The sequence below is a fragment of the Rhizobium sp. PDO1-076 genome, assembly GCF_000247475.1.
In the GTDB taxonomy this organism is placed as follows: Bacteria; Pseudomonadota; Alphaproteobacteria; order Rhizobiales; family Rhizobiaceae; genus Allorhizobium.
The window spans coordinates 1-3419 of record NZ_AHZC01000181.1 but is presented as its reverse complement, the minus strand read 5'-3'; the positions used below and the strand labels follow the sequence as shown (position 1 = coordinate 3419).

3 protein-coding genes are annotated in these 3419 nt (G+C 60.5%); all 3 read left to right on the top strand.

Features of this window, described 5'->3' with window-relative positions:
• On the top strand, window positions 1-653 hold a 653-nt coding region (locus PDO_RS11585), incomplete at its 5' end, for a sensor histidine kinase (RefSeq protein WP_009109586.1).
• A gap of 102 nt (window positions 654-755) precedes the next feature.
• On the top strand, window positions 756-1196 hold the full coding sequence (locus PDO_RS11580; protein WP_009109584.1) for a hypothetical protein: 441 nt from the start codon (window positions 756-758) through the stop codon (window positions 1194-1196).
• 105 nt (window positions 1197-1301) lie between these two features.
• Window positions 1302-3419 (top strand): protein translocase subunit SecD (gene secD / locus PDO_RS11575; RefSeq protein WP_037073611.1); only part of this gene is annotated, 2118 nt, incomplete at its 3' end.

Sequence of the window (3419 nt, the reverse complement as noted above, 5' to 3'; positions counted from 1 at the left end):
CCTCCAACAGTGCCCATGAGCTGCGCACACCGCTTGCCGGCGCCTTGGCACAGACGCAATTGCTGATCGGCGAACTTGACGCGGGATCGGGCCAGGAGCGCGCGCGCCAGGTGGAGACATCGCTCGTCAAGCTGACGAAGCTGACCGAGAAACTGCTGCAGCTTGCCCGCGCAGAAGCGGGGATCGGCGCCACTGACGATGCCGTCGACCTCATTCCCGTGCTGGACCTCGTGGTCCTTGACGCAAAACGGTCGACATCCAATCCACAGCGCATCCGCTATCATCGTCCGCCCGGCAGCAAACTGCCCTGGCCGGCAAGCGCCGACGCTTTTGCCATCGCCCTGCGCAACCTGATCGAAAACGCGGTGATCCATGGCCTGCCAGAACAACCTGTCGACATTCACGTTGAAGACGAAACCCACATCCGCATCATCAATGGCGCTCAACCTTTGTCGCAGGCCGAAATAGCCGAAGTCCGGCAAAGGTTTAGCAGGGGCAAGACCGTTGCACCCGGTTCGGGCCTGGGCCTGTCGATTGCCGAACGCCTTCTGACCCAGATGGGCGCTAGTCTGACACTTCACTCGCCAGCCCATGGGCGCGATGATGGTTTCGAAGCCGATATTCACTTTGGTGCAACCAGACCGCCACGATAGTTGCAATCCCGGCTGTGTCCGGCGCAAAATCGGCAGCACAATTCCAAGACATTGCGTTTGCGGCCACGACAGGCACGCAATTTCCTGATACGGAACGCCGCAATGAAGATTGCAAGCAAGACCCATTTGGCTGAGAGGAGCCGTCGCCCGGTTCGATACGGTTGCGACGGTGACCGGCCTGCGCTTGGTCTTTTCCTGTCGGCCCTGCAGTCGCTGCTGTTCATCTTGTTGCTCGTGCAAGGCGACTGGGGACAGACCCTGCAGCGTCAGGCAAGCCATGGCCAGGCGCTCGCCGATGTCGAGGACCCCAGAAATGCGCTGGCCAACAGGACGGAGACACCGAGAGCCCTGGTTGCGAGCGCGGACCGCCAGCGAAGCAAGGTGCGACTGGGCGATGCTCCGGATGCGACACCGCCGAGCGAGGCACAGGTTGTATCCAACCGTGACGGACACAGTCCGCACGCTGCGCCAGATCCAGACCATCTGACAGAGACCAAACACTCTGCCTACAGGGCACGCGCGCCACCCATCCAGATCGTCTGACGCTCCCACGCCCAGAAAATCAAAAGCGGCGTCCGACTGTGTCCTCCGACCAAGCTCCTGCTTCGTCGCGGATGGACCGTCGATGCCCCTGTAGGAACCAAGACCTTGAGAAACTCACCCTGGAAGGTGATGACCTACGCGGTCATCATCATAATGGGCGTGCTGATTGCACTGCCCAACATACTCTCCGAAAAGACGCTGGCAGCCTGGCCGTCTTGGCTGCCCTCAACTAAAATTTCGCTCGGCCTCGACCTGCGCGGCGGATCACATCTCGTTCTGGAAGTGGATCGACCGTCGCTGGAAGCTGAATGGTTGCAGAACCTGACGCAGGATGCGCGCAACACCCTGGAATTAGCAAAAATCCCGACAACGTCCATCCGTCGCGAACAAAACAATGTCGTGGTGACCGTCAGGGATCCAAGCCAGAGACAGGCTGCCCAGACGGAGCTTGCCAAACTGGTCAATCAGGTCACCTGGGGCACGTCGATAGGCGTATCGGACCTCGACATTGCGCCACGCGGCGACAGCGCGATCACGCTGCATCCGTCCGAGGTCGGCCTCTCCCACCGGATCAGTGGCGCAGTTGATCAGAGCCTCGAAATTATCCGGCAGCGCGTCGACCAGGTCGGCGTCGCCGAGCCGACGATTCAGCGCGTCGGCGCGGATCGCGTTCTGGTGCAGCTTCCGGGCGAGCAAGATCCCTCGCATCTCAAGCAGCTTCTTGGCTCGACCGCCAAGATGAGCTTCCATCTGCTCGGTCGCACGGGAGACCGGGGCGTTTCGACCCTTCAGGACGAAGAAGGCCAGTCATACCCCGTCGAGGACCGCGTCCTTCTTTCGGGCGACCGGCTGACCGACGCCCGCGTTGCATTCGACCCAAACAACAATCAACCAGTGGTCAGCTTCCGCTTCGACCAGACAGGTGCCACACGATTTGCCGACATCACCCGCCAGAATGTCGGAAACCCCTTCGCCATCGTTCTTGACGGAAAGGTACTGAGTGCGCCGGTCATCCGGGAACCGATCACCGGCGGTGCTGGCCAGATTTCCGGCTCTTTCACGGTCGAGGGCGCCAATACCCTTGCGGCCCTGCTCAGAGCCGGCGCCCTGCCGGCCAAGCTCAACGTGATCGAGGAACGCACGGTCGGTGCCGATCTCGGTGGTGACGCCATCGAACGTGGCATTCTGTCCGGCCTTGCCGGTTTCGGCCTGGTCATGGGCTTCATCCTTCTGCTCTATGGCACCTGGGGCCTGCTTGCCGTCGTCGCTCTCGCCCTGAACGTCATTTTGACATTTGCGGGCCTCAGCATCATCGGCTCGACTTTGACGCTACCCGGCATTGCCGGCATCGTGCTCGGGATCGGTCTTGCCGTCGATGCAAACGTGCTGATCAATGAGCGCATCCGCGAGGAAAGCCGCAAGGGACGTGGTGTCCACGCTGCCATCGACCAGGGCTTCCAGAAGGCCTATTCCACCATCATCGACAGCAATGTCACGGCGCTGATTGCGACCGTCCTGCTATTCTGGTTCGGTTCCGGACCGGTACGCGGTTTTGCCGTAACGATGGGGCTTGGTATCGCCATCTCGATGTTCACGGCAGTATCGGTCGTCCGTGTCGCGATGATTTCGATCACGACACGGTTCAAACTGAAGACGATCAGCATCAATGCCCTCGTTCCGATCCGCCTGATCCCGGATGGGACCAAGATCGACTTCATGAAGGCCCGCCTGGTCGGCCTTGGCATTTCCGCCTTTCTGTCGATCTCATCGGTCATCCTGTTCTTCACGCCGGGATTGAACTATGGCGTGGACTTCAAAGGTGGCATCCAGATTGAAGTGTCGACGGAACAAGCCGCCGATCTTGGCGCGTTTCGTGCCGGATTGGAGCGGCTCGGCCTTGGCGAGGTTGCCCTGCAGGAGTTCGGTGACAGCAATCACATCCTGCTGCGTGTCGAGCGCCAACCAGGCCCGGAATCGGCGCAAAATGAAGCGGTCGAGAAACTGAAGACGGAAATCCAGACCATCGATCCGACGTCGCAGATCCAGCGCACGGAAGTCGTTGGCCCGAAGGTCAGCGGCGAGTTGGCAACGGCCGGTTTCCTCTCGGTCATCCTCGCCAGCATAGCCATGCTGATCTATATCTGGAGCCGTTTCGAATGGCCGTTCGCGGTGGGCGCGATCGCGACGCTCATTCTCGACGTAACCAAGACCATCGGTTTCTTC